This window comes from Stappia sp. BW2 (assembly GCF_008107695.1).
Taxonomy (GTDB): domain Bacteria; phylum Pseudomonadota; class Alphaproteobacteria; order Rhizobiales; family Stappiaceae; genus Roseibium.
The window spans coordinates 122,242-148,126 of record NZ_VIRG01000103.1 but is presented as its reverse complement, the minus strand read 5'-3'; the positions used below and the strand labels follow the sequence as shown (position 1 = coordinate 148,126).

The following is a 25,885-nucleotide window of genomic DNA, read 5'->3' as shown; positions in this document are numbered from 1 at the left end:
TTTTGCACTCTGTCGATTCAGGCCCAATAGCCGGCTCAGGCGTTCTTTGACCAACCGATCGGAGAGGCGGGATATCCAGCGTTTCGACGCCGGATTGTGTGTGTTTGCCCCTAGGTGACAATCCGGGACATGCACGTTTCGCTATGGAAACCGCGCAATCTCAAGGCCCCTGAACAAGTGCCCTCCCAAGACTGCCAGTTTCCAGGCAGTCTTGGGTTTCAGGCAAACAGTTGCTCAATGGCCAGATCATCAGGTGTTATTCGATGTCACCCATTTGCATGGCCTGATTGATCAATTCCTGGCACTTCGCCTCGTCGCCCTTCTTTTTTTCCTCATTGGCTTCGTCAAGAAGTGCGCGCATCTGCTCTGCGGTCGTTTCGGCAATTCCGTTTTCCTGGGCCTTGAAAACGGCAGCTTCCACCTTGTCGATATCCGTCGAACAGTCTGCCAAAGCGCTCATGGGTGCGGCCATCAAGACGCCCATGACCATGATCACCTTTGACACGGAACTCAGATGCTTAGTCATACTTCCATCCTCCTCTCGAACATTGGTTTTGCCCTTGGGGCTTTACGGCTCGGTGGAAATCACGTCTGCGTTTCCGATGCGGCTCTGTCAGGTCAAACACAGTCGAGACCGGGGACACAAGGGAAGTAAACAGAAGAATTCCCATCGAGATCAAGTCAGATGAATACGGTATAATACTTACCAAATATCCATAAGACTCATTTATAGAAACATGAATGTTTGAGCATTTCAACATTAATCTACATATTTTGTAGATTTTGTTCAAGTAAGCGACGTATTCATTCTGATAAATGTTAATTTCTGCGATTTACCTGAAGTAAATCGCTCAATTTTTTAGTATTTCACAAGAGGTCAAATCAGAACCAGGTCCGCGGTCCGGAAATGTCCTCCTGACTTCATTTATGGGTCCACACCCTAAGGCTCACGAACAGCTCATGTCTCGTTGTTTCGGTGTCGAACGTGCGGGACCTGCCTTTTTGAACGGCCGGGCCGCGGCGAGACAATTTGTCGGGGAGCCCAGGATCACAGAGGAAGCGAGATCGCCCCTCCTCACCAGCACGTGACGCCGACCGCGCACCGTCTGACGGCGCGCCGTGTTACACGCCGGCCCACACCAGCGTAGGACAGCGGTGTCAACGGACGTCCGATAATGTCTATGAACATGGACCCGGGTTGATCTGTCGAAACCGGATCACCCTCGAGGATCGTCATTTTGTAGGTGAATTCGTCGCCTGCAATTGTCGGTTTTTCCAGCAATTCGACAACGACATCGTGCGCGTCGTTGCCGTCCAGGACGGACAGCATGGCGTTGGGTGGATCTTGTGTGAATGAGTCTTTTCCGGCATCCCAGGCCTTGAGATACTCCTCATTGGACAGATGCCCGGCATGACGCACCGGACGGTCGCAGAAAAAGGAAATGAGCGGGCTCACTCCTTTCAGCGTAATGGTGGTGTCCGTCATTTCGACAGCCTTCGCCGTCTGCACAAAGAGCGTTTCGCATTCAGGTTGTTGCGCTTGTGCGTGCGGCGCCCACAGTGCGGTTACCAGAACGCTGGCAACGCCTAATGTTTGTTTGAAGATGCTCGAGCTCATGAAAGGTTCCTTCGTGGTTCGGTATGGCGTCAACCGACAGGATGTGTGATGGGGCCACTGCGATCAATTTTCATCCTGCCGCGCGATCGGGGGGGGGCGAAATAAGGGTCTGCTGGTTCTGGTGACCAAAGCCAGGAGGCTTGGATGCCGGTACGGCCCGGGTCGGGAATGCAGTCCTAGTTTGTTTTGACGACGGCAGGCGGTGTCCAAGAACCATCGAGAATTGTGGGACTGTCCGGTTGAGGCCAGTACATGCGCAGCATCAGAATAAAGTTGCCTTTGGGCGCTGGCAGCCAGTTGGCCTGTTTGTCTTTGCCAGGCGACTCGTTCTGAAAATACAGCGTCAGCGACCCGTCGGCATTTTTGATAAGGTCATTGCGCGGGCTCACTGTAAATTTGTTCAGCTCGTTCGGCGTGAACCACCACCCCTTGTTGATCTCGTACATGGTGATCGACCAGAAGCCTTTGACCGGAGGCTCCTCGCCCTTGGCAAAGGTCACGGTGTACCGGTTTGCACCGTTCAGCAGGGCTCCGGTGCTGTCAGTTCCGGTATTGGGATAAACCGCATCCTCCTGGCGGTTGGCCGGCCATCCGAAGGCGGCGACCACCGCCCTTTTCAGATAATCGGTGCCGTATGCACCCAGACCTTTGGTAATGATCCAGCCATTGACGGTTTTCCCGAGGACCTTCCGGTTTGCCTCGATCTTTGCAAGGGCGTCCTTCGGCACGGTTTCCAAAGCCGCTCGCGTTGCGGCATCAAGTGTGCCCGGATCGAAATCCTTGCAAGGTTCGATGCCAATCTCTTTCATCCTCGCGAGGATGGCCTGGTCGTCCTTGGCTGGAGGGGCGACCTTGCACATCAAGGTGGCCATCCTGTCGAAATAGCCTTCGACGCCCATGTCCAGGATCACGGCCTGCGGCTTGTCCGTCATCGAGAACGGCGGCGGCGTTTGCACCGGCGGGGCTTTGGGGGTGTAGTCAGTTCCCCAGGCCGATAGCGGTGTGATCTTCAGCTGCGCCTGAAGCGCGTTGACCGCCTTGTAGTCTTCTTCAGTGCCTGTCGAATAGATGCGGCCGAGCACGGTCATGTAATCGGTGGCGATGGAAATATGCTCCACGCCTTCCGGCACGGTTCCCTTCCAGTTTGGACCGGTGAAGAGGATGTTTCGCGCTTCTCCACCGAGCGTCCTGATGCCAGGCGAGTTCGCCAGATCATGCATCCAGAGATCAACCACTTCGAACAGGAAGTACCGGTCGCCCATGGCAGGATAGCTGAACACCTGAGGTTCGGACAGATCCAGCCAGCCCAGGGAATAGAGTGTGTCCGCGTTCGGAGCAGAAACGCCGCGATAGTCTGCCGGCGGATATCGCGGCACGTTTATCCATTGGCCCAGGGGCGCCTTCATCGCTTCCAGGTCCGTCTGGTCGACATTGGACATCTGGACGCGGGTCACCTCGGTGGTCATGAGGGAATAGCCGTAGATGTAGGCGTCCATTGCGATGGACCTGGCATCCTTAGTTGTCAGCGCGTGAGCAGGTGTGCCCACAACGACTGCCGCAACTAGGGACGAAGACAACAGTTTCCTGCGTGCGAGCATTCTGTTTATGCATTCAAACACGAGAGCTCTCCTGTGTGGCGTTCGCGCAGAAGCGGCAGCGGCAAAACGCGCTGCTGTCCGGCTTCGTGCTCAAGGAATAGAAATTGAGGGCACCCTTCGCCGCGACGGTGTTGGCTTCATCCAGCGTCAACACCTGTTTTGAAGCTGTTGCCGTTGGTGCCTCGACCGTCGCTTGCGCTAAAATCTTGCGGGTCGCATTCAGTGCAAACATTCCAACAACAAGCATGACGCCCCCTGAATTTGACTTATCGAATTGCAACCTTGTTCACTGGCTGAATTGGACTGTTTTCCGCTGACCAGTGAGCTTCTTCCTCAAGAAGGCGAGCCTGCTCCGTTGAGCATCTCTTCGATCTCCAGGACGAGTTCGCTCACCAGTTTTCCGTATTCATTTGCCCTTGACCCATGCGGGGCATTTTCAGGTGTGCCGGACCATCTTGCGAAAGCCGCCTCTGCATCCGCGAGGTCTGCGCACATCCCACGAAACGTCTCGTTGTTTTGAACAAGCCGTCTCAGTTCTTCGTGTCGAAGCGGAAAGCGTCGCAGTGCAGCCTCCAGCCCCTTGTCCATCTCCTCCGAGCCTCTCAGCCAGCCAATCGCCAAAAGTGACCTTAGGTAGAATTTCTGATGGGCAGCACGTAACGGAGGGTAGACTACATAGAGGTTACGGATAGAATCGCGGAGGTTTTTCGACCATTCCGGGTAGCGATGTCGTGTAAGCTCCTGATGGCGTTGGTTTGGTTCCAAACCGTCAGGAAGTGCTGTGAGATGCCGGGAGCCACCAGGCCCTCTATCCGGAAAGTTTGAACAGGTTTCGAAAAGTTACTGGCGAGGCCGGATTTCAATGGCCCGTCTTCGGTTTTGGGCCACACCCTAAAGCGGACGCTTTTGCGCAATTGCTGTGCCTGGACGAGTCTTTTCGCCTCCGGTCGACGAAATTAACAGGAAAATCAGAACAACAAGATGCAACACCAGTGCGGCCGGACGAGGCTGCTCGCGTTCATCCGTTTCTTTACTTCGCAACGCATACAACTTGATTCCGCGACGTCGGTTGTCCTCACAGCTTCACGTTGATTGTGACGGGGTATCCTGAAGCCAGAGGTTCGATGGGGCGGTCTTGTCTCATCAGGCTTTCTCAAGCGGTTCGCGCCCTTGCACGCATACGTCCCGCCGGACATACATTTTCCAGAAGCTTCTTTTCAAACAAGGCCTTGCGCAGACTGAGAAGCAGACTTCAGTTCAAACCTGTCTCCCCAACCTGCCGTCTCAGTTTGCCGCCTCCACGGCAGTTGAAAACCGAGAGGATCAAGATGAATTTCAAGATAATCGCTGCCGCGGCGCTGTTCCTGGCAAGTGCCGGGTCTGCCGTAGCATCCCAGGCCTTTACAACCGATATGGCCGTGCGCGAAGAAATCTACCCCTTTGCAACACAGACCCTTTCCGATGAACAGTTTCTGACCGGGGCCGAGGGTAAGGCTGAGCAGATTGGCGGCATTCTGCGCCTTCCGAAGGGCAAGGGCCCCTTCCCCGCCGTCGTGCTCATGCACGGCTCAAGCGGCATCGGCGCGAATATCGAACCCTGGGTTCGCCAGCTGAATGCCAGGGGCATTGCAACCTTCACCATAGATTCCCTGACGGGCCGAGGTTTCAAGAAGCTTGGTGACAAGCAGGCAGCCCTCGGGCGGCTCAACTACATCGTGGACATCTACGGTGCTCTCGGCATCCTGGCACACCACGATGCCATCGATGCGAAACGTATCGGTCTGCTCGGCTTCTCCCGGGGTGGCCAGGCGGCTCTGTATGCCAGCGTCTCCAGGTTCAACGATCTCTGGAACAAATCGGATGCCCGGTTTGCAACCTATGTTCCGTTCTATCCCAACTGCGTGTCTATCTATAAGCAAGACGAAAAGCTTGAAGCCGGTCCCGTCCGGATCTTCCACGGCGGTGCGGACGACTACAATCCGGCCGGTGTCTGTGAAAAATACACCGAGCGACTGAAGGAAGCCGGAGCTGACATCGAAATGACGGTTTATCCGGAAGGAGAACACGGATTTGATGTCCCGACCCTTTTCGGAAAATCGATTCAGCTCAAGACCGCGCAAACGGCAAGGGACTGCAAGATCGAGGAAGGCGAGAACGGAATTCTCATGAACGGCGAGACCGGCAAGCCTTTCACCTATCAGGACCAGTGCGTTGTGCTTGGACCCCATGTTGGTGGAAGTGCCGCAGCGGCTGAAGCATCTTACGGCGCAGTTCTTGCTCATTTCGCAAAAACGTTCGGTTTGAACTGACCCAGGGTCATCACATTCACGACGCCCGCTCAACCAGCGGGCGTTTTTTGTCCGACAAAAAGAAAATCAATCTGGTCGACCTCCGACCAGATGAATTTAAGCTCGAATGCGAACACTTTGTAATCCTGAATTTACTCATCATTAAATTGCAAGGGAGTAATTAACGGCAAAATACCAATTACTTAGGTCAATAGACATGCTCAATCGCATTGGTCTCGGCGTCAAGTTCTGGCTCCCGGTCATCACTCTAACTTTACTCTCAATCATCGTAGCTGGCGTTAGTCTTTCGGCATTGAATACTGCCTTGCTCAATGAGCGGATCGAAAAGACACAATCCATAGTTGATATGGCGCTGTCCGCCTCGCAGTTCTATCACGAGAAGGAACTCTCGGGCGAAATGTCCAAGGAGGAGGCGCAAGATCGTGCGAAGGAACTGATCGGTTCGCTTCGCTACGATGGAGACGGCTACGTCTTTGCCTATGCGCTTGATGGCACACGGCTGATCGCAAGCAATCCAAAGCTGGTCGGTAAAAACGGTTTGGACAGCAAAGACGCGAACGGCAAGTATCAGATCCGCGAAATGATCGAGGCTGCGAAGGCAGGCGGCGGCAGCGTGGATTACATGGTGGCTCGGTTGGGTGGCGATGAGCTCCTTCAGAAGATCTCCTGGGCGCAGACCTACGAACCCTGGGGATGGGTGTTCGGCACGGGGCTCTATGTAACCGACGTTCAGGAAACCTTCTGGAACAATGCAATGCAGCTGATCGCAATCATTCTCGTTGGTGGTGCTATTGCAGTTCTGATCGCCTACGCCACAATCCGGAATGTTGCCCGTCCGCTGAAGGCGCTGACCGAGAACATGCGCGAGTTGCACGAGGGCAATACGGACATCACCGTCGACGAAACGGACCGGGCCGATGAAATCGGTGACATGGCCAAGGCAATGGGAGCCTTCGTCCGCAACGAACGGAGCCGGAAGGAGCTTGCCGCAGGCGACGCCGAGCGGCGCAAGCTGGATGTGGAGCGTGCGCACAACATTCAGAACCTGTCGGGTGCATTCGAGACCCAGGTTCATGAGATGCTCGAAATGATCACCACGTCGGTGACGGAACTGAAGGCAGCCTCCACACAGTTGAGCCAGGGTGCGGAACATACCTCTGAACGAAGCCGTTTCGTCGAGACTGCGGCCGCCAATGCATCCCACAACGTGGAAACCGTTTCCGCAGCAGCAGAAGAGCTGTCTGCATCGGTCAATGAAATCAACCGCCAGGTCGTCATCTCCGCCGAAGTGGCGTCCCGTGCGGCAACCCAGGCCGGCACGACCAACGAGCGTGTTCGCGGCCTGTCGGAAGCAGCAAGCCGCATCGGCGATGTGGTGAACCTCATCCAGGCAATCGCGGAGCAGACCAATCTGCTTGCGTTGAATGCCACGATCGAGGCAGCGCGGGCCGGAGAGGCCGGCAGGGGCTTTGCGGTGGTTGCCGCCGAAGTGAAGGAACTGGCCACCCAGACCTCCAAGGCAACGGAAGATATCTCGACGCAGATCTCCAGCATTCAGACGGAAACGGGTGCAGCGGTCTCCGCGATCAATGAGATCACTGAAACCGTCGCAAAGATCAACGAGATCACATCGACCATCTCCGCTGCCGTTGAACAGCAGGGCGCGGCAACAGCCGAGATTGCCCGCAATGTGCAGGAGGCCGCAGAAGGGACCAACAATGTGTCCCTGAACATCACTGAGGTTTCCCAGGCGGCAGAACAGACCAACCAGACCTCGACGGCCGTGTCGTCGGCAGCACAGTCTTTGGATCAGCAAGCAACGGGTCTGAGACAGCGGGTCGCGGACTATATCGACGGGGTCAAGACAAACAGCGTCGAAGCTGCCTGAAGAGCCGGATAAACCGCAAAAAGATCAAGAACCCGCCAAGGCTGCCTTGGCGGGTTTTTTGTTCCCCATGCCAACCGCTTTCCCGGCCATTAAACGTGCATCATTTCAACGTTGGATTTTAATGCCGTCGAGTTGGGGCCCGAGACCCCAACTCCGGCTGCGACGCAACTTTTTGCCTTTTTCAAACGTTCATCACCTGAGGACGCGATTGCCGGCCGCTCGCAGGCCTGAGCCGGCGCGACACGAACAGCGGCTCTCCGGAGTTGGCTGACCTTGCACCGCAGACAGCGTCTCGCCATTGAACCGGCCGGAAGCGTCCTGACCCAGGTCTGGATCTTCGCGGCGAAAAAGGAAGGTTTCCCATGCGCCCAGGCACAGCCAGGCAATCGCCCAGCCAGTCGCAGCCAAAGGATCTCGCGCCGCAGACGGCAGCACGTCACCAGACACCGTCTGCACCTTCTCCAAACCCAGGAGAACGAACCCCCTCAGGAGACGTTTCGAGCGTTTCCTTCAACGTCAACGGCGAAGAGCACACGCTCACCCTCGACAACCGGACCACACTGCTCGACGCGCTTCGTGAGAACCTGAAAATCACAGGTCCCAAGAAAGGGTGCGATCACGGCCAGTGCGGCGCCTGCACGGTTTCAGTCAACGGTCGCAGGATCAACGCGTGTCTCAGCCTCGCGGTGATGCATGAGGGCGACGACGTCACGACCATCGAAGGAATTGGAACTCCGGACAAGCTGGACCCGATGCAGCAGGCCTTCATCGATCATGACGGTTTCCAGTGCGGCTACTGCACCCCCGGTCAGATCTGCTCCGCCAAAGCCGTGCTGGAGGAAATCCGCGCAGGTATACCGAGCCATGTCACCGCCGATCTGACATCGAGGATCGAAATAACGGAAGACGAAATTCGCGAGCGCATGTCCGGTAACATCTGCCGCTGCGGCGCCTACGCCAACATGCTCGCGGCCATCACCGAGATCGCGGAGACCGAGGCATGAGAAGTTTTTCCTACGAACGCGCAACCGATCCGGTAACAGCTGCCGCGCGCGCCGCCGAAGTGCCGGGCGCAATGTTCATCGCAGGGGGAACCAACCTGCTCGACCTGATGAAGCTGGAAATAGAGACGCCGTTTCACCTCATCGACGTGAACGGCACCGGTCTCGACAGCATCCAGGAAACCGATGACGGGGGTCTGCGGATCGGAGCGCTGGTTTCCAACACCGATCTTGCCGACCATGACAGGGTTCGCCGGGACTACCCCGTTCTGACACGGGCTCTTGTGGCGGGAGCTTCCGGCCAGTTGCGCAACAAGGCGACAACCGGCGGCAATCTCCTGCAGCGCACCCGCTGTCCCTATTTCTACGACACGGCCCTGCCCTGCAACAAGCGTTCTCCGGGCGCAGGGTGCGCAGCCCTGTCACCTTCCGGCCACTCCCGTCAGCTGGGCGTCATCGGCACATCCGATGCCTGTATCGCCCAAAATCCATCCGATATGGCCGTCGCCCTGCGCGTTCTGGACGCAACTGTCGAGACCCTTACGCCGGAAGGGGACATTCGCCTCATCCCGCTCCAGGACTTTCACTGCCTGCCCGGGACGACGCCCGACAGGGAAACGGTTCTCAAGGACGGCGAACTGATCACCTCAGTTCATCTTCCGGCGCCGGTTGGCGGCCGGCAGGCCTATCACAAGGTACGCGACCGGGCCTCCTATGCGTTTGCCCTGGTGTCTGTTGCCCTTGTCCGGCATCCGGACGGGACCGGCCGCGTCGCGCTTGGCGGCGTCGCCCCCAAGCCATGGCGCCGCCCGGACGCAGATGCCGCCCTCCCCGAAGGGGCCAAGGCTGTCATGGAATGCCTTCTCGAGGGGGCTCGGCCGACGAAAGAAAATGCATTCAAGCTCAAGTTGGCGGAACGCACGCTCGCCGCGATGCTGGCCGAGGAGTAATCCCATGAAGTTCGAAAACACCGCCACAGATACTTTCTTCGACACCACCGCGGTTCTGGGAAAGGCCCACACCCGTATCGACGGCCCGTTGAAGGTTTCGGGTCAGGCGCCCTACGCCTACGAGCGCCACGACGTTGTTGGTGGTCAGCTGGTTGGCTATCCGTTGGGCGCAACCATCGCCCGGGGGCGGATTGTCTCGATCGACGCGGAGGCCGCACGCGCTGCGCCCGGCGTTACCGCCATTGTCACGACGCTTGAAATCGATCCGCTCGGCATTTCTTCTTTCAACGACGTGCGTCTTTTCGGTGGTGACGCGATCCAGCACTATCATCAGGCAATTGCAGTTGTGGTCGCCGACACCCTGGAACATGCGCGCCACGCAGCGAACATGATCGAAGTGACCTACGAGGAAGAAAGCGGCCTCTTCGATATGGAAGAGGCCTGGAAAGGGCGCGATACGTCCGGCGATCCGGATTCGGAAACGGGAAACGTGGACGCCGGCTTCGCGGATGCAAGCGTCACGCTCGACGCGACCTACCGTACGCCGGTCCAATCCCACGCCATGATGGAACCCCATGCCTCCGTCGTCGACTGGTCCGACGGCGAGCGGATGACCGTGTGGACTTCCAACCAGATGATCGCGTGGAATCGAAAGTCGCTGGCCCAGACCTTCGATATCGACCCGGAGAAGATCCGGGTGGAAAGCCCCTACGTCGGAGGTGGCTTTGGCGCCAAGCTCTTCCTGCGCTCGGATGCGGTGCTTGCGGCCATCGGCTCTCGCGCTGCTGGCCGGCCGGTAAAACTCGCCCTGCCCCGTCCGTTTGTCTTCAACAACACAACCCATCGGCCGGCCACAATCCAGCGCATCAGGCTTGCGGCAGAACGCGATGGCCGGCTGACCTGCATCGAGCACGAAGGTGCATCCCATAGAACGCCGCACGGCAGCAGCGAGGAAAACCCGGTAAGCCAGACGGAAGTCTTCTATGCGGCCGCCAATCGACGGGTAAAACACCACGAGCTGAAACTCCACCTGCCGGAAAGCTCGTCCATGCGTGCGCCCGGGGAAGCCTCGGGGTTGATGGCCCTCGAAATCGCAATGGACGAAATGGCCGATAAACTCGGCATGGATCCGGTCGAATTCCGCATTCTCAACGACACCCAGGTCGATCCGCAGAACCCGGACATTCCATTCTCCGACCGTCATTTTGTCGACTGCCTGCGCGTTGGCGCGGAGACATTCGGCTGGTGTGCGCGAAACCGGTCACCGGGAAGCACCCGCGATGGCATGTGGCTGATCGGACACGGCGTTGCCGGCGCTTATCGCGGCGCCCCGACGCTGAAATCCGGCGCACGCGTCCGCCTGAAAAAGGGGCGGCTGATTGTCGAAACGGACATGACCGACATCGGCACCGGGTCCTATACGATCATTGCGCAAACGGCCGCCGAGATGATGGGGCTCACCGCAGACACTGTTGACGTCCGACTGGGCAACAGCGATTTCCCCGTTTCTTCCGGATCGGGAGGACAATTCGGAGCCGCCAGTTCCACCGCCGGCGTTTACGCGGCCTGCCTGGCCTTGCGGAACAAGATTGCAGAGGAACTCGGCAGCGATGACCTGCGGTTCGAGGATGGACGGGTCATTGCCGGCAACAAGGCTTTCCCCCTGGCAGACCTTTTCGATGGCAAGGAAGTCTGCGCGGAAGACAGCATGGACTTCGGCGACAGCCAGAAGAAGTTCAAGATTGCGACCTTTGCCGCGCATTTTGTCGAAGTTGGTGTTCATGCAGCAACCGGTACGGTGCGCGTGCGCCGAATGCTCGCGGTCTGCGATGCCGGACGCATCCTGAATCCGGTCACGGCCCGTAGCCAGGTGATCGGCGGAATGACCATGGCCCTCGGTGCAGCCCTTTCAGAGGAGTTGCTCGTGGACACAAGCAGAGGATACTTCGTCAATCACGATCTTGCGGGGTACGAAGTCCCTGTTCATGCCGATGTGCCGCAGCAGGACGTCATCTTTCTCGACACGGAAGATCCGGAGATCTCTCCGCTCAAGGCCAAGGGCGTCGGTGAGCTTGGAATTTGCGGCGTCGCGGCGGCAATTGCCAACGCGGTCCATAACGCGACCGGGATCCGCATTCGCGACTACCCCGTCACACTGGACAAGCTGATCGGGGAACTGCCGGAAATCTGATCGCAAAACTCATTGTTTCGACGCCACGTTGACGCAACGTTTCCGGATCGCCCGCTCGTGATCCCCCTTCATGCTGACGCCGAGCCTCCGGGCTCCGGCGCCGGCTCAGCGTTGGCGGATTCAGAACCTTGCCTCTTCTGCGGATACTCCCAACAGCACCGGAGAATTCTTCGAAGCCAGGAAATTCGGGCGGCTATTCGATGTTTTCGAACACCATGATTGAAAGCCTTTGGCCTCCACGGATTTCAATCAAATCTTCTGGTCCGCGCCGAGCGGGCCAGTATTTCGCGTATCCAATCCCACGTAAATTCACCTGCGAACCCGCCTGTCGAAAGGCTTCGGAAACAGAACCAGAGTCGGAGCGGTTGCTCCGCCCCAGACCGGTGCTTAAAGCGCCTTCCGCCTGCAGCAAAACTCAGTTCCCACCCCTCAGACCTTCGCTCGATCGCTAACGAGCGGCTGCTTTCAGCTTCAGGTCTACTGAATGTCCGACGTAAGGCGCATCGCAGCGGCCGGGATCAACCGCAACGAATGTCGGCTCCGAGCCGGTCAAGACTTTCGATATGGGGTCGTGCACTGTCAAATTACGGCCCATTGTGGATGTTCTTCTCGATTGCAGCGAATGTCCGTTTCTAAGTCCAAAGCCTCCGGATGCTGCGTCTCCCTCAAAAGTCGTTTAAGAGGTGATCTCTTTTATTCTTGAAATGCATTCGTCGATTCGATTTGGAAAAAAATCTGAAATGTCTAGTTCTTGTGCTCCCACAGTGATCCAAATTTTGTCCGATGACGAATTTTCAAAATACAGCAAGTCGAGCGATCCTTTCTGTCGATAAAAACGCTTGCCTTTCTTTACCTTTTGCGGATCTCCCCAACGGTAATCTCCTCTGAAATCCTCCCCAATACTAAGCCTGCTAGCAAGTTCGTCGAAAAAAGCAGAGCGGCTCTGTTCTAAAGAAAATTTAGGCGAATATTCCGTCTTTATACGGAAAAGAGCCTCTTCTAATTCATTGATAAATATCAAAAATTCTTCACCAGATACACTGGATCCTTTTCGAAGCTTCATGTTGTGTTCGAAATCTTTTACGGCACTCTCAAACTTCGATAGAAGGTCCTCATATTGTGAAATGATATAAAGAGTATCATCCCTTTTTTTCGGCGAAAAGCTATCGGGAATTATTGTGACGGGATCTATCTTTACTTCCTTGCCAAGCGCGTTTGCCAAAGAAAAATTGTAGCGGCCAAAACTTCTTAGCGCCTGATTTAACGGGATCTTTCGCCAATTTTCTTCCCTTCTAAAGCGCCGAAAATCTACAAGTGCATACACAACTAGAGCTAAAATTGCGACTAGCAAACCTTTCCAGTCAAAAGCAAAAAAGATAGCAAATGGGGTAGCCAGCAAAGACATTACTGCTAAAATTTTGGTCATGGCTCAACTGCATCATTTGTCTCTGAATTAAGAAAATCAACTAAGCAAATTTGCTTTAAGAGTTTGTATGCGCCGTGCCAGTTTAATTCCCATTGCAAGTGCAACTGTCATCAAGTCGGATATTGGTACGAGCCATTGGAACGTTTCAAATACCTCATTTGACGCTTCCTACGTTAAATCGAACACGTAGAACCAGCATTTAGTTCTTCTCAGAGAATGGTAATCTCTCCGCTTGAACACCATCGATTTCCGGGGTAGCAAATTTCTCAAAGGTCCCGCTCAGTGGGCCTTGCCGGTGACGCAAAGAACGCAGGCGGGGCGAAAGGCCGATTGGACGGACCGCAACGCGGCGTGCAGCTTTTTTGATGGACGACCGCTCAGGGCCGGTGTTGCCGCCCGCCCCTTCGTCGTATCTCCAAACCTTCAGAATTCGTTATCGCGTGTTCGAGTTTCACCCCAGGTGGTTCGGCCTCGAATTCGGGGCCAACCGGCTGTTTCTATTGAGGATCGTTTCCAAGGGTTTGTTTCAACAGGTGAATGGCGTCGAGGATGTCCGCCTTGATCGCAACGCCGAGTGCTTCGGAATCCTCTCGTCGAATGGCTTCCAGCGTCATCTGGTGCTTGTCGACCATGCGGGTCGTTTCGTTCATGTCATAAACGCTTCGCATGAACGGGCCGAATTGCATCCAAATGCTTTCCAGCAGAGCGACAAGGACTTCCGAGCCCCCTGCCCGGTACAATTCGAAGTGAAATTGGTAGTTTTCCCGCATGTAGGTGTCCGCATCCTTGGCTCCGTAGCTTTGGTTCATGCGGGAATCGCTGGCTTCCATTGCGGCAATCGTCTCGGATGTCACATAGGGAAGCGCCCGGCGTGCGCATAGCGGCTCCAGGTGCAGCCGCGCCTGCATAAGCTCCTCGAACCGGTCGCGTGTGAGTTCGGGAATGCCGACCCGGCCGTTGCGACGCACTTCCAGTGCACGCTCGCCTCCTAGCCTTGTAATCGCCTCGCGGACAGGCATCAGGCCAACGTCCATGCTCTTGCTGAGGCCCCGGAGACTAACGCTCGTGCCGGGAGAAAAGCGGCCCGAAATAAGCTGCTCGCGAAGCGCCTGATAAACCTGCTGCTGTTGCGTCGATAGCTCTCGCATTGTTTCCCATACCTTCAAGACACTGCGCTGAAACCACTTGCAACATGCCTTGTTTCGGGCGCGCTTTCTGCCTGTGCGCGCGACATGACTGAAGCTCAGGCAAGTTGGACCTTGCGTTCCTGCAGAATGTTTCCGCCATCGACGACCAACACTGCGCCATTCACGTAACTCGCGTCGGCGGAGGCCAGAAAGGCAGCGGCGGCAGCGACTTCATCCGGTGTGCCGGCGCGTCCGGGTGGCGTGTGCCGCGCAGCGATCCGCTCGTCCTCGGTGGACGCCCCGGTCTCGATCCAGCCGGGGGCGACTGCATTCACGGTGAGGCCGTAAGGCGCAACTTCAAGCGCCAAGGCGTGGGTGAGCCCCACCATGCCTGCCTTTGCCGCCGAGTAGGCAGCTTCACCCGGATTGGAAACCAATGGTCCGGTAACTGAGGCGATATTCACGATGCGCCCGCGCCGCCGTTCGGTCATTGAGCCCAGAAATGCGCGCGTGACCAGAAAAGCCGTCTTGAGCGTAACATCCATTCCAGCGTCCCAATCAGCCTCGCTCAGCACCTGAAAATCGCGTTGTACGGCTGGCACCGCCACGGACCCCATGCCTGCATTGTTGATGAGAATATCAACCGGCCCAACAATGTCCCGCATCCGCAGAACTTCATCTGCTTTGGTGAGATCCGCGACATGGGACGTGACGCTGAAGCCTTGCGCACGCAGCTCTTCCGCGCGCTGGTGGATCCGATCGCTCGCGCCTGTGATGAATACGGTCAGGTCTTTCTGTGCAAGTTTGCGGGCAATCGCAAAGCCTATGCCATCGGGGCTTCCTGCTCCGGTTACCAAAGCCGTGCGAAAGTCGTCTTCGCGTGTCGTCATATGACGTCGCCATAATAGGCAAATTCTTCGTCTGTTACCTCCGAGGCAAAGAAACTGTGTTCAACACGCTTGAGCGCAATGAAGACAGAGGCCATGCGTTCACCGAGCGCATCCTTCAGAAAGTTGGATCGATCAGCAAAATCGATTGCTTCCCGCCAGTCGCGAGGCAGTGACGTTTCAGGAGCGTCGCTATAGGTGGTTGCTTCTGCGTCCGGCTCGATCTGGGTTTCGATCCCCCGGTAGATCCCTGCAAGGACGGTCGCAGCAACCAGATAAGGGTTGGCGTCGACACCGGGTGAGCGATGTTCAAGGTGGCGGTTGGCCGGATTGCCGGCCGGCACCCTGATGGCAACGCTGCGGTTGTTGCGACCCCATGTCGGAGAGGTCGGCGCGTAGCTGTTACGAGTAAAGCGACGCCAGGAATTCAGATTGGGGGCAAAGACCAGCATCGACTCCGCCATTGTCTCCTGCAAGCCACCGATGGCGTGGCGCAGCAAAGGCGCGAGATCGTTTTGCTCGTCGGCAAACAGATTGCGACCCGACGGGTCGGCAAGACTGGCATGAAGATGCATGCCGGAACCAGAGCGATGGGCGAATGGCTTGGCCATAAAGTTGGCGCGCATTCCGTGCCGGATCGCGAGACCGCGAACCAGCCGCTTGAGCATCACGAGATCGTCTGCCGCCCGCAGACCCTGGGCCTGATGGCGGAGCGTGAGTTCAAACTGGCCGGGCGCATATTCCGAGATGATTGTTTCCACAGGCAGATTTTGGGCTGCGGCGGCGTTGTAGAGCGCATCGATAAACGGCTCGAACTGATCCAGCATGGCAACGCTGTAGACGTGGTTGCCCTGTGCTGCTTTTCCCGAAAGTGGCAGGCGGGCCGCCTCTGGTTTGCCAGCGCCATTTTTTTCAGCGTCAAGAAGATAGAATTCCAGTTCGAAAGCCAGCACCGGGAACATGTCTCTGGTGGCAAAACGCTCGATCTGGCGCACCAGAGCCTGACGGGGATCAGCCCCCATGGGAGAGCCGTCGAGTTCGTACAGCATGACGCGAACTTCACCGCGTTCGGGTGACGTCCAGGGCAATGTTACAAGTGAACCGGAAATCGGCCAGGCAACTCTGTCGGCATCTCCATCGTCCCAGGTCAAACCGGTTTCATCGACATCCGCACCGGTTACATCGAGCCCGAGAATTGAGCCGGGCAGATGCCGACCGGAACGGAACAATGGCAAGAGTTCATGACGGCGAATGATCTTGCCGCGTGCCACCCCGTTTGGATCGATGAGAACCAGGTCGAAGGCTGCGATTTCCGGGTGCTGTTCGAGAAAGGTTTCGGCTTCCTCGACAGGGGCCGCATTTTGTGGACGTGTTCCGGCCATTTTATGCAGCCTCTGTGAGTCTATGGAGGATTTTCTCGAAGCTGGAAACAAGGCCAGCGACATCTGCTTCGCTTGTGGTGGGGGCCACAAGAACCATGTTGTGGAATGGGGTGACGAGATATCCGAGGTTCAGGAAGGCCGAGTGCAGTGCCTTCTGGATTGTCGCATTGGCAGCGGCCTTTGCTTCTGCAGCGTTCTGCAATGGATCAGGAGAGAACACGACCTCCAGCCGCGCGCCGACGCGGCCCACATGCCAGGGCAAATGGCACTGCTTGATAGCGGCCGAGAAGCCCTCCTCGATCATATCGGCATGGCGGTTCATTCTGGCGTAGGCTTCGGTCGTCATCACCTCTTCGAGGCAGGCCCTGAGGCAGGCGAGTTGTAATGCGCTGCCAGAGAGCGTTGTGCCAATGCCCGAGTGACCCGTGCCGGTAATTGCCGCGCGCGCATCGTCGAGCCTGTTCGCCACATCTTTCGTCATGCCCCATACAGCCACCGGAATACCGCCGCCGACCGGCTTTCCAACGACGAAGATATCCGGTTCGAGACCGTGAACCTTTGAATATCCACCGTACCCTGTTGAAACCGTATGGGTTTCATCAATGTGAAGCAGTGTCCCGGTCGCGCGCGTCAGATCCCGCAGCGTCTTGTGAAAACCGGCTTGGGGAAGAATCATGCCGCAATTGGTCATGACAGGTTCTGCCACCACACAAGCGATATCCCCCTCCTTCAATGCTGCCTCAAGAGCCGGTACGTCGTTGAAGGGTATGCAGACCGTCGTCTCGGACAGATCCACCGCCTGGCCAATCAGGCCACCACGCGGCACCGTTTTCCCGTCGACAAGGTCCACCAATGTTTCGTCGACCGCCCCATGATAGCAGCCATCGAACACCAGGATCTTCTTGCGCCCGGTCACCGCGCGCGCAACCCGCAAGGCGAAGCGGTTGGCATCGCTTGCCGTCGTCGTGACCTGCCACTTCGACATGCCGAATGTGCTGCGCAAAAGGTCGCCAACGGCATCAAGGTCGTTGGAAGGCAGCATCGTGGTAAGGCCATGGGTCGCCGCGCCGGCAAGGGCTTTCAAAATCGGCTGCGGCCCATGACCGAACATCGCGCCGCTGTCTCCGAGACAGAAATCGATCACACGATTCCCATCAATGTCCCAGACTTCGCTACCGGACGCCTTGTCGACCACAACTGGAAACGGCATTGGCCAGTCCCGCATCCAATATTGCGGGACGTGATCGAAGAAGCCTGAGGACGGCGTCGCGAATACCTCTTTGCTGCGCGCGTGCGCACCCGTGAAGATCGCTGTCTCGTCGGCGAGAATGCGCTCGGCCGCACTGACAATTGCGTCGTGATGAAGGGGTGTTCCCGGTGAGGTGCTCAGCACTAATCAAGACCTTCTGGAATGAATAATGTGATCACATTTATGGATCGAGAGGTTTCTGTCAATGAGCTAATTTGAAGATTTGGGCTGATTTTGCTCAAAAAATTGGTGCACCTCTATGGAGGTGCATCGCTTCGGATAATTTCTAAAGAGTAATGTGATCACACTTAGTCGGTAGAGACAAACCGTCGACCGCTATCTCTCTCGGTTGATTGATGGTGGTCTTCGATGCCCTGTTGTTCGTGCATCGTCACGAGGCTTACCGGGGCCGGAACAAGCCGGTTTGCGTCAATTGACCTCTCGAAGGCCAGAGAAATGGTATTGGTGCCATCGGTGTCGACCAGGTGGGTATTTGCAAGCCTCGCTGGCAGCGGCAGTCAGGTTGCCCCGTCTGCAACACCTTGCTGGAAAACCGGAAATGCCGAGCCGCTTGCGTACTTGTCGGAAGTCACGCGCCCGGACGTCGTTGAAAGTGACTTCATACGGTTGCCAATATCTCTGCCCAGCAAGACACCATTTTTTCCGGCGATGATGCTCAGGTGCGTTCCACGCCGGTCAACCCATTCGGCGTTCAGGAGATAGGGAGACCAAGTCTTTTGCTGCGCCTGGAAAATCGGCGTTCCGCCTTCAGCCCGATAATACACCAGATCTCCGCTGTAAGCGCTTGGCCGGTAGAGACCGCGCATCGTGAGAAGTTGTCGGCCGCTGCGCGTGTAGTCTGGCGTACGGTCTTCCCGCCATTCCGCGCAGAGTTCCGGATAGATTTTCCAGGCCGGATTGCAATACCGAAGGAAGAAAGGCCGCAGTAGATGGACAAGCAGCTGCAGGTGCTTTCGTTTGGTGTGCACTCCCCGAGCTGGGCTCCCTCGCAATGGCTTCTTGTTCAGAAGTTTGCCCGGCACTCCCCTCAGTTGCCGCATGAGAATTCGAAACGTATGGCTGGCCCAAATATGCCAGGGCCAGGCATGCTCGCTCAGCAGGGGATCGATCAAGCCCAGAAATCTGACTTCCTGGCCGTTTTCTTCAAGCTTTCTGGCGAGTTCCAGTGCGAATATGCCGCCAAACGAATAGCCGACCAGACTTACGGGCCCGGTAATCCCCTTGCTTGCGAGTTCTTCGCAGCAGGCCTTCACTTCATCGCACACACGTGCAGGCTCGGAACCGTCCTTGTTGAATTGACTTAGGCGAATTCCGTAGATGACGCCGTCGTAATCCAGCCCCTTTAGAAGGTCTTTCAGTTCAAGAAAACAGCTCAGCCCCCCGGCGAACACGATCAAAGGACGCGACTTGTCTCCATCCCGAAGTTGCAGCAGTTTGGGAAGCTCTGGCAGACTTCCCCGATCCACTGCCTCGGCAAGTTCTCCGATCGACCGCCACACAAAGGCACTATTGACATCGAGTTCGATGCCGGTCTCGGCATAAAAACGCTCCGTCAACTGCAGGAACCTGTTGACGTTGAATTGATCTTCAATGGTGTCATCCATCGAAATTTGCCGTTTCAGGACATGCGCGGCAAGGTCCAGCAGCTTTTCTTTGACGTCTACAGGAACCGAGAAACACGACATGGAATGCACCAGAAACTCACAAACAGCAGGGCGTCGTTTTGCTCAACGCGAGCCCATCTTTTCGCAAACTTGTAAATTTTTTACTCGGTGAACTGCGACCGAGCTTTCATCCGGCCACGATTTGAGCCTCTGTGAGCCAATCTCGTCAAGACCAGCCCTTCAGGGCCCGCCCTGAATAATAGCTGGGGGTCGTGGCGCGGTAGAGGGGAATGGTCGCGGCGCCCAGATGGGGTTTGTCGCTCATGTCTGAAAGCCGGATTTCGGGAGGCTCCACGTGAAAGTCTTCGCCCAGAATTTCCAGCGATCCGAGATGCTGGACGAAATGCTGGATGATCCAGTCCGGCAACGAGCCGCCAAAGACGATGGCGCCGGGATCAAGTGTTCTGGCAACCGTCAATGCCAGGCCGCGCAGCTGATCCGTTGCCCGGTCCAGCCATTCCCGGACGCCGGGATGATCGCGGTAGCTTTCGTCGATTTCGCGCAGGCGGCGGATCGGGACCCCTGAACGGGATAGAAGATTGCACAGATCCTGGCCTGAAGGTCTCGGATGAGACTTCGGGAAAAGGCCGCCGAACTCCCCCGCGTTGCGGTTGGTGCCCCGGTAAAGTTGCCGTTGGACGACCACTGCCCCGCCGATGCCATAGGTCAGCCAGATCATCACGAAGTTTCGAAGATTCCGCCCGGCGCCATAATACAGTTCCGAGAGAATCGCTGCCTTGCCGTCGTTCTCGTGAAAGACCGGCATCTCGAACAGGGGTTCAAAATCGGTGTTCACATCGATGTCGTGCCAACTGGCAAACTGGGGGATCTGGAACACGTGTCCGGGGTTGCGTGAAAAGTGACCGGGGAAGGAAAGTCCGCATCCGAGCAAGCGGTTCACATCGATACCGCTTTTCTTGATCACCTCGCGGACGGCCGGAACGGCCACGCCCATGATGTGACTGAAACTGTGGTCATTCAGTTCCTGGATATGTTCGGTCCTGATGTTCCCTTCGAGATCTGCCAGGCAGATACGCATGTCGTCCGGATTGAAATAGACGCCAACGGAGAACAGCCCGTCCGGATTGAGCTTTACGGCAGTTTGAGGCTTCCCGCGACCGCTTGGCGCGCGCGGCTCGGCTTCTTCGAGGATGAGGCCGTTGTCAATCAGGTTGGAGGTCAGGCGAGTCAGGGTGGGTGCAGAGACTTCCAGCTCCCGGGCAAGCTCACTGCGGGACAGGCCGCCATGCCGCCGGAGCATTTCAATCACGCGGCGCTCGTTATAACCCAGATTGATCAAACCGGTCCTCACAGCTTCTGATCTCAGCCTCTTCCACTATCCGAGATCTGACAGACAATCACCCAAAATCTCACCCTTGTCGGTTTTGTCGAAGCTTGGGCTCGGTGCAGGCGATTGAAAAAATATATAAAAATCAAAATTTTACAGCTTTTATGACAGTTCTGTGAATATGGGCTTGACTTATTTAGTTACGTAACAAAACTTATTAGGGGCCTTTCGTCCGGCAGATCCGTGCAATCATAAAAACAATCAAGCGGATCGGGATGGAGAGCAGGGAACCAACAGTAACGGGAGACTAAATTGAGCAATTTCAGAAAACTCCGTACCGCGGCTGCGCTGACTGCCGCCCTCCTCGGCACCACGTCCTACGCCCTGGCAGACGGCACCGTGGTTGTTTATTCCGCAGCGCCGCAACAGCTCGTGGATGAGCTTGTGCCGATGTTCGAAGAAGAAACCGGCACCAAGGTTGAGGTCATCAAGGCTGGGTCTGGCGAGCTGATGAACCGGCTGAAGGCCGAAAGCGACAAGCCGGCCGGTGACGTGATCTGGAGCGTCGACGGAACCGTCATCGACTTCTCAGCAGACCTGTTCGAGCCCTATGAGCCGAAAGAAGCGGCGGCCATCAATCCCAAGTTCAAGCCAAGCGAGAACTGGGTTCCGTTCACTGCGGTCGTGACGGCCTTTATCGTCAATGAAGAGGCCCTTGACGGAGCGCCGGTTCCGACTTCCTGGGCTGATCTTGCAAAACCTGAGTACAAGGGTTTGATCTCTTCGGCACGCGCCGACAAGTCGGGCTCGGCCTACATTCAGCTGGCTACGGTGCTGCAGGACTTCCCGACTGAAGAAGAGGGCTGGGCGGTCTACGAGGGCATTTTGTCCAATGCTGTCCTGTCTGCGTCTTCCGGAGCCGTGCCGCGGTTCGTCAATGATGGAGAGCAGGCTGTCGGGATCACACTTGAAGACGCAGCCCTGCGCTACAAGCTGGGTGGAGCAGACGTGAAGATCGTCTACCCGAGCGAAGGAACGGCCATTGCACCGGATGGGATGGCTCTGGTGAAGGGTGCTCCGAACGCTGAAAACGGCAAGGCCTTCATCGACTTCATCGTCTCCAAGGATGCTCAGGCTGCCGTCGCCAAGATCGGACGCCGTCCGATCCGTCAGGACGTGGCCTCCAATGAAGAGTTGATCCCTCTCGATCAGGTTCCGGACGCAGAGTACGACTTTGCCTGGGCCGCGGATAACCGCGCACGTCTGCTCGAGACCTGGAACGACATGCTTCTCGATCTCAACTAACCCTGACTCTGGGGTTCCCTGGAACGGGGGGCAGCCAAGGGCTACTCCCCGTCTTTTTCCCAAAAAATCAAAATCATTGCCCGTATCGGGCAAACGGAGTCCCTTTGCATGGCCGCTGTCGAGATTTCGAACATCCGCAAGAGCTACGGCGATGTCCTCGCCCTGTCCGGCATCAACATCTCGATCCCGTCCGGATCATTCTTCACGCTTCTCGGGCCGAGCGGTTGCGGCAAGACGACCCTTCTGCGCACGATTGCCGGGTTTCACCAGCAAGACAGCGGTGGCATCAGTGTGGAGGAGCAGGCTATCGAACATATGCCCGCCCACAAGCGTGATGTCGGCATGGTGTTTCAGGACTATGCGGTCTTCCCCCATATCAGTGTCTACGACAACATCGCCTTCGGCCTGAAACAGCGCAAGGTTGCCAAGCGCGCAATCGCCGAGCGGGTCGCCAAGATCCTTGAAGTGGTGCAGCTCGCACCCTACGCAGCGCGCATGCCGCACGAACTCTCCGGCGGCCAGCAGCAGCGCGTAGGGCTTGCCCGGGCGCTTGTCATCAATCCAAAGGTTCTCCTGATGGATGAGCCTCTTTCCAATCTGGACGCGAAGCTGCGCGTTGATCTGCGCCGGGAAATTCGCTCCATTCAGCAGTCCATGAACATGACCACGGTCTACGTGACGCACGACCAGGAAGAAGCCCTGGCGATGTCGGATATCGTCTGTGTCATGTATGGCGGAATTATCCAGCAGGCCGCCGCGCCCCTGGAGGTCTACAACAACCCTTCCAACCGGTTCGTTGCATCTTTCGTTGGGGCAAACAACTTTTTCGGCCTCACGCTTTCGCCCTCAGGTGCCAGCATTGCCGGTCTGGCTGTCAATCTGCCTCAGGCGGCCAAACTTTCGTCCGGAGACACCGTGGTCGCGGCGATCCGGCCGGAGTTCATCTCGATCAATCCTGACGGCATCACACCAGAAACGGTTACGCTGACCGCAAAGGTTCGGCAAGTGAGCTTCACGGGCCGTGAATTGACCGTTGCCGCGGTTTTGCCGTCGGGAGAAGAGATCGAAGCCATCACCGCTCCTTCCGCAGACGTTCTTGCGCTTCGTCCGGATGATCAGGTTACTTTGGCCTTCCCTGCAGACAAAGTTCAGCTCTACGCTGATGGCGTCACGGGAGCGCGCCTGTCATGACCAGTCTTGCCGCCAACGCCTTGTCCGGAAAGCTGCGCATGCCAGGCTTTTGGACGATCGTGACCATTCTCGCCGTCCTGCTGCTTGCGGTTTTCCTCATTCTTCCGATCCTCAACGTCTTCGCCATCAGCTTCTTTGACGCCAAGACCGGAGAGCTCGGGATATCCAATTACATACAGGTGTTCACGCGCAGGTACTATACCTCCGCCCTCCAGAACACGCTGCTGATCGGTTTTCTGGGAATGCTCGGCGCATGCCTGATCGGCGTTCCCCTCGCCTTCTGCACCTCGCGTTACCGCATCAGGGGCCGGGCGGTGATCGCGACGTTCGCCGTTCTTGTGCTCTGCGCCCCGCCTTTCATCGGTGCCTACGCCTGGATCATGCTGTTCGGTTCAAACGGCGCCGTGACCAATTTCCTGGAGCAGTTTGGCATCAACGTGCCGACGATCTACGGCATTCCCGGCATTGTTCTCGTCTTCAGCCTCAAGTTCTTCCCCTACATCTATCTGATGACGGAAAACGCGCTGAACACGATCAACAAGTCGTTTGAAGATGCTGCCGAAAATCTCGGCTGCACCACTTTCGAGCGCTTCATGAAAGTGACCCTGCCGCTGGTCTTTCCCGCGGTCAGCACCGGAGCCATCATCTGCTTTGTGCTGTCGATTGCCGATTTCGGCACGCCGGCCATCCTGGGGCACGGGGTGCGGACCCTGTCCACCATCGCCTACTCGCAGTATACCTCCGAAATGGCGGGAACGCCGACCATGGCAGTCACCATTTCCATGGTCATGATCGCGATTTCCATGGGCGCATTGCTGCTTCAGCGACGGATTCTGGCAAAGCGCCGCTATGCGGGCGCCATGACGAGCAGACCGGTCAAGAAGTCCATGTCACCTGCCAAGTCCGTCCTGGTGCACGGTTTTTGCTATCTGGTGGTCTTCATTGCAATGCTGCCGTCCTTCACGGTGGTGTACACCTCGTTTCTGGAGACGAACGGCCCCGTCTTCACAGGAGGGTTCGGCCTCGACAGCTACGCGCGTATTTTGCGGGATTCCCCGGCCGCGGTTGCTAACAGCTTCCTGTTCGCACTAGCTGCTGTGGTGCTGATTGCGATCGTATCGGGCCTTCTGTCCTTCATCGTGGTGCGGCGGGACAACTTTGTTGCCGGGTCTCTCGATCTTCTGCTGATGGTTCCCTACCTGATCCCGGGCATCGTCATGGCGATCGGCTATGTGGCGACTTTCCGTCATCCGCCGTTCGATATCACCGGAACCGCGCTTATCATCATCCTGATCGTCTTCATCCGGCGCTTGCCATACGGGGTCCGCTCGACGACGTCGATCCTGCGCCAGATCAAGCCGTCGATCGAAGAAGCCGCCATCAACCTGGGGGCGTCGCCGGCCAAGACCTTCACCTCGGTGACAGTGCCGCTGATGATGCCCGGATTGATCATCGGATCGCTGATGAGTTTCATCACCGCGATCAATGAACTGTCCTCGACCCTGATCCTCTACACGTCGAAGACCATCACCATGCCGGTGCTGATCTACATTCAGGTGATCGACGGAGAGTTCGGAACGGCAGCGGCCCTGTCCACTGTGCTGCTCGTCAGCACCGGCCTGTGCGTGTTTGCCGTCTTCCGCCTCTCGGAAAGCAAGGAATCTGCCTTCGTGTGATCACGAAGGCTTTTCTTAACCCGCCGTTTTGTCTGGTGCAGGGCACCGGGCGGGTTTCATATGTCTTGAAGGAACGTCCATGAACATCGAGGCGATCTCGCGTTCAAAATACAAGACCGGCAACCGGCCGGGCGACGATTTGATTTTGATTGAGCCGGATCAGGTGCTTGCCGTCTTTGACGGCGCGACGGATCCCACCGGTGCGGACTATCAGGGCGAAAGCTCGGGCCGAATTGCCGCCCGTGCCGCTGCCCGCTGCATTTCCGGGCTGCGGGCGAAGAACGCACTGGAACGGGACAGTGCAGCTTCGATCTTCCAGGCCATCAGTGATGCGGTCAAATCCGCCGCTGCGGACTGCCGCGCGACGCATCCGCCTTCCACGACCGCGGCAATTGCTGTGAAGGGCAAGGACACCGTTCGCATTCTGGCTCTGGGCGACAGCGGTATCCGCATCAACGGCAAGTCCGTCTTTCAGCACCACAAGATCATCGACACGGTCAGCACCGCCGCCCGGATCTCCGTCTTCAAGTCGGCGACGGCCCGTATGAGCGCGGCGGACGACGCCGAATACGCTACCCGTCGCACGATCTTCCTCGGTCTTGCCGCTTCCATTGATGAAGGGCGCCTGACCCGAGAGGAGGCAGAAGATGCCATGGAAGCCGCAACCCGGGTTTCCGGGCTGGACCGCGGCCTGGTCTCGGAGTTTCTGCTCGGGGGTATCCGGTCCCAGTTCCACTACGCCAACGCCCGTCATGATCTGGGCTATGCCTCTTTGAACGGCGGAGAGATCCAGGGTGACGGGATGACTGATCTGCGTCTGCCGGTCAGCGAAATCAGAACGATCGAGATCTTTTCCGACGGCTATGTGTCCATTCCCGAGAGCGGCACCACCTGTTCCGACTGGGAGGCTGAGTTCGCCCGGGTGGAACAGGAGGACTTTCACAAGACAGGGCTTTTCCCGGCAGTGAAGGGCTCGACCACCCTTGAAACCTGTGACGACCGCACGGTGATCTCGATCAGTTTTTAGCCCGGATATCCCATATGGAAATTGTTTTTCGGTCGGCCAGTCGCATGATAATTTATTAGCATCAATGGGTTAGCCTGCATGGAGGTA

The 25,885-nt window shown here is 57.1% G+C and carries 20 protein-coding genes; 9 read left to right on the top strand and 11 right to left on the bottom strand.

Annotated features, from left to right (window positions below; genetic code table 11):
- Window positions 1-256: 256 nt before the first annotated feature.
- From FMN63_RS29105 to FMN63_RS29090, 4 genes are all read right to left on the bottom strand, one after another.
- Entirely contained in the window at window positions 257-526 is a 270-nt protein-coding gene (locus FMN63_RS29105; RefSeq protein ID WP_148587660.1) for a PA2433 domain-containing protein, read from the bottom strand.
- Between the two features lie 549 nt (window positions 527-1,075).
- Window positions 1,076-1,618: a hypothetical protein gene (locus FMN63_RS29100; RefSeq protein ID WP_148587659.1), complete on the bottom strand. Its 543-nt coding sequence runs from the start codon at window positions 1,616-1,618 to the stop codon at window positions 1,076-1,078.
- A 176-nt stretch (window positions 1,619-1,794) separates the two neighbouring features.
- Window positions 1,795-3,195 carry a DUF1254 domain-containing protein gene (locus tag FMN63_RS29095; protein ID WP_205514403.1) on the bottom strand — a complete coding sequence of 467 codons (1,401 nt, stop codon included), beginning with the start codon at window positions 3,193-3,195 and terminating at the stop codon, window positions 1,795-1,797.
- A gap of 34 nt (window positions 3,196-3,229) precedes the next feature.
- Window positions 3,230-3,463 carry a hypothetical protein gene (locus tag FMN63_RS29090; protein ID WP_148587658.1) on the bottom strand — a complete coding sequence of 78 codons (234 nt, stop codon included), beginning with the start codon at window positions 3,461-3,463 and terminating at the stop codon, window positions 3,230-3,232.
- Window positions 3,464-4,544: 1,081 nt separating this feature from the next.
- Between FMN63_RS29090 and FMN63_RS29085 the strand changes: the two genes are divergently transcribed.
- The 5 genes from FMN63_RS29085 to paoC all read left to right on the top strand — a co-directional run bounded on the left by FMN63_RS29085 (window position 4,545) and on the right by paoC (window position 11,555).
- Window positions 4,545-5,525, top strand: a complete 981-nt coding sequence (locus tag FMN63_RS29085) for a dienelactone hydrolase family protein (RefSeq protein WP_148587657.1) — start codon at window positions 4,545-4,547, stop codon at window positions 5,523-5,525.
- Window positions 5,526-5,721: 196 nt separating this feature from the next.
- On the top strand, window positions 5,722-7,413 hold the full coding sequence (locus FMN63_RS29080; protein ID WP_148587656.1) for a methyl-accepting chemotaxis protein: 1,692 nt from the start codon (window positions 5,722-5,724) through the stop codon (window positions 7,411-7,413).
- A gap of 362 nt (window positions 7,414-7,775) precedes the next feature.
- Complete coding sequence (gene paoA / locus FMN63_RS29075) at window positions 7,776-8,417, top strand: aldehyde dehydrogenase iron-sulfur subunit PaoA (RefSeq protein ID WP_148587655.1); 642 nt, start codon at window positions 7,776-7,778, stop codon at window positions 8,415-8,417.
- Window positions 8,414-9,364: an FAD binding domain-containing protein gene (locus FMN63_RS29070; protein ID WP_148587654.1), complete on the top strand. Its 951-nt coding sequence runs from the start codon at window positions 8,414-8,416 to the stop codon at window positions 9,362-9,364. The genes paoA and FMN63_RS29070 overlap by 4 nt, the downstream gene beginning before the upstream one ends.
- Before the next feature lie 4 nt (window positions 9,365-9,368).
- A complete protein-coding gene (gene paoC, locus FMN63_RS29065) occupies window positions 9,369-11,555 on the top strand; it encodes an aldehyde oxidoreductase molybdenum-binding subunit PaoC (RefSeq protein WP_148587653.1) in 2,187 nt (728 codons plus the stop codon).
- A 676-nt stretch (window positions 11,556-12,231) separates the two neighbouring features.
- On the opposite strand, the gene FMN63_RS29060 is transcribed toward paoC, so the two are convergent.
- The 7 genes from FMN63_RS29060 to FMN63_RS29030 all read right to left on the bottom strand — a co-directional run bounded on the left by FMN63_RS29060 (window position 12,232) and on the right by FMN63_RS29030 (window position 20,611).
- Window positions 12,232-12,981 (bottom strand): hypothetical protein, encoded by a 750-nt coding sequence (locus FMN63_RS29060; protein ID WP_148587652.1) that lies wholly within the window; start codon window positions 12,979-12,981, stop codon window positions 12,232-12,234.
- A 497-nt stretch (window positions 12,982-13,478) separates the two neighbouring features.
- Window positions 13,479-14,129 (bottom strand): GntR family transcriptional regulator, encoded by a 651-nt coding sequence (locus FMN63_RS29055; RefSeq protein WP_148587651.1) that lies wholly within the window; start codon window positions 14,127-14,129, stop codon window positions 13,479-13,481.
- A 95-nt stretch (window positions 14,130-14,224) separates the two neighbouring features.
- Window positions 14,225-14,998: an SDR family NAD(P)-dependent oxidoreductase gene (locus FMN63_RS29050; RefSeq protein WP_148587650.1), complete on the bottom strand. Its 774-nt coding sequence runs from the start codon at window positions 14,996-14,998 to the stop codon at window positions 14,225-14,227.
- Window positions 14,995-16,377, bottom strand: a complete 1,383-nt coding sequence (locus FMN63_RS29045; RefSeq protein ID WP_148587649.1) for a glutamine synthetase family protein — start codon at window positions 16,375-16,377, stop codon at window positions 14,995-14,997. The genes FMN63_RS29050 and FMN63_RS29045 overlap by 4 nt, the downstream gene beginning before the upstream one ends.
- A 1-nt stretch (window position 16,378) precedes the next feature.
- Window positions 16,379-17,770 (bottom strand): transaminase, encoded by a 1,392-nt coding sequence (locus FMN63_RS29040; RefSeq protein ID WP_209001430.1) that lies wholly within the window; start codon window positions 17,768-17,770, stop codon window positions 16,379-16,381.
- Between the two features lie 374 nt (window positions 17,771-18,144).
- Window positions 18,145-19,251: a thioesterase domain-containing protein gene (locus tag FMN63_RS29035; RefSeq protein ID WP_162530154.1), complete on the bottom strand. Its 1,107-nt coding sequence runs from the start codon at window positions 19,249-19,251 to the stop codon at window positions 18,145-18,147.
- Window positions 19,252-19,477: 226 nt separating this feature from the next.
- Window positions 19,478-20,611 (bottom strand): ROK family transcriptional regulator, encoded by a 1,134-nt coding sequence (locus FMN63_RS29030; protein WP_148587647.1) that lies wholly within the window; start codon window positions 20,609-20,611, stop codon window positions 19,478-19,480.
- Between the two features lie 336 nt (window positions 20,612-20,947).
- Here FMN63_RS29030 and FMN63_RS29025 point away from each other — a divergent pair, with 336 nt between their 5' ends.
- The 4 genes from FMN63_RS29025 to FMN63_RS29010 all read left to right on the top strand — a co-directional run bounded on the left by FMN63_RS29025 (window position 20,948) and on the right by FMN63_RS29010 (window position 25,798).
- Entirely contained in the window at window positions 20,948-21,904 is a 957-nt protein-coding gene (locus FMN63_RS29025) for an extracellular solute-binding protein (protein WP_498928744.1), read from the top strand.
- 108 nt (window positions 21,905-22,012) lie between these two features.
- Window positions 22,013-23,095, top strand: coding sequence for an ABC transporter ATP-binding protein (locus FMN63_RS29020; RefSeq protein ID WP_148587645.1), 1,083 nt, complete (start codon window positions 22,013-22,015; stop codon window positions 23,093-23,095).
- Entirely contained in the window at window positions 23,092-24,771 is a 1,680-nt protein-coding gene (locus FMN63_RS29015) for an ABC transporter permease (protein ID WP_148587644.1), read from the top strand. The genes FMN63_RS29020 and FMN63_RS29015 overlap by 4 nt, the downstream gene beginning before the upstream one ends.
- A gap of 79 nt (window positions 24,772-24,850) precedes the next feature.
- A complete protein-coding gene (locus FMN63_RS29010) occupies window positions 24,851-25,798 on the top strand; it encodes a protein phosphatase 2C domain-containing protein (protein WP_148587643.1) in 948 nt (315 codons plus the stop codon).
- Window positions 25,799-25,885 lie beyond the last annotated feature (87 nt).

What these genes read in the sequence shown, in the direction of transcription:
- FMN63_RS29055 (WP_148587651.1), bottom strand. Translation starts at nt 14,129, where the DNA reads ATGCGAGAGCTATCGACGCAACAGCAGCAGGTTTATCAGGCGCTTCGC.
- FMN63_RS29015 (WP_148587644.1), top strand. Translation starts at nt 23,092, where the DNA reads ATGACCAGTCTTGCCGCCAACGCCTTGTCCGGAAAGCTGCGCATGCCA.
- FMN63_RS29045 (WP_148587649.1), bottom strand. Translation starts at nt 16,377, where the DNA reads ATGGCCGGAACACGTCCACAAAATGCGGCCCCTGTCGAGGAAGCCGAA.
- FMN63_RS29080 (WP_148587656.1), top strand. Translation starts at nt 5,722, where the DNA reads ATGCTCAATCGCATTGGTCTCGGCGTCAAGTTCTGGCTCCCGGTCATC.
- paoC (WP_148587653.1), top strand. Translation starts at nt 9,369, where the DNA reads ATGAAGTTCGAAAACACCGCCACAGATACTTTCTTCGACACCACCGCG.
- FMN63_RS29010 (WP_148587643.1), top strand. Translation starts at nt 24,851, where the DNA reads ATGAACATCGAGGCGATCTCGCGTTCAAAATACAAGACCGGCAACCGG.
- FMN63_RS29035 (WP_162530154.1), bottom strand. Translation starts at nt 19,251, where the DNA reads ATGGATGACACCATTGAAGATCAATTCAACGTCAACAGGTTCCTGCAG.
- FMN63_RS29105 (WP_148587660.1), bottom strand. Translation starts at nt 526, where the DNA reads ATGACTAAGCATCTGAGTTCCGTGTCAAAGGTGATCATGGTCATGGGC.
- FMN63_RS29070 (WP_148587654.1), top strand. Translation starts at nt 8,414, where the DNA reads ATGAGAAGTTTTTCCTACGAACGCGCAACCGATCCGGTAACAGCTGCC.
- FMN63_RS29050 (WP_148587650.1), bottom strand. Translation starts at nt 14,998, where the DNA reads ATGACGACACGCGAAGACGACTTTCGCACGGCTTTGGTAACCGGAGCA.
- FMN63_RS29100 (WP_148587659.1), bottom strand. Translation starts at nt 1,618, where the DNA reads ATGAGCTCGAGCATCTTCAAACAAACATTAGGCGTTGCCAGCGTTCTG.
- FMN63_RS29020 (WP_148587645.1), top strand. Translation starts at nt 22,013, where the DNA reads ATGGCCGCTGTCGAGATTTCGAACATCCGCAAGAGCTACGGCGATGTC.
- paoA (WP_148587655.1), top strand. Translation starts at nt 7,776, where the DNA reads ATGCGCCCAGGCACAGCCAGGCAATCGCCCAGCCAGTCGCAGCCAAAG.
- FMN63_RS29090 (WP_148587658.1), bottom strand. Translation starts at nt 3,463, where the DNA reads ATGCTTGTTGTTGGAATGTTTGCACTGAATGCGACCCGCAAGATTTTA.
- FMN63_RS29085 (WP_148587657.1), top strand. Translation starts at nt 4,545, where the DNA reads ATGAATTTCAAGATAATCGCTGCCGCGGCGCTGTTCCTGGCAAGTGCC.
- FMN63_RS29060 (WP_148587652.1), bottom strand. Translation starts at nt 12,981, where the DNA reads ATGACCAAAATTTTAGCAGTAATGTCTTTGCTGGCTACCCCATTTGCT.